Raw genomic sequence first — 227 nt, 5'->3', positions numbered from 1 at the left:
GCTCAGTTGGTAGAGCAGTTGACTTTTAATCAATTGGTCGATGGTTCAAATCCATCATGACCCACCATTCTTTATTCCTTGTGAATAGTGTGTGGCATCAATCGGCGGATTTACGCAGGCTTTAATTTAGAAATAAGTTAGCAACTGGAACGGGTTATTAGCTCAGTTGGTAGAGCAGTTGACTTTTAATCAATTGGTCGATGGTTCAAATCCATCATAACCCACCA

The 227-nt window shown here is 40.5% G+C and carries 1 tRNA gene; it reads left to right on the top strand.

Annotated elements, in window-relative coordinates:
* Positions 1-151: 151 nt before the first annotated feature.
* Positions 152-227 (top strand) — tRNA-Lys (locus AAEY62_RS25265).

It is taken from the genome of Pseudoalteromonas sp. GW168-MNA-CIBAN-0100 (assembly GCF_040309225.1).
Classification (GTDB): Bacteria; Pseudomonadota; Gammaproteobacteria; order Enterobacterales; family Alteromonadaceae; genus Pseudoalteromonas; species Pseudoalteromonas arctica.
Note: the sequence above shows the minus strand (reverse complement) of the source record. Positions and strands in the feature narration are given on the sequence as shown.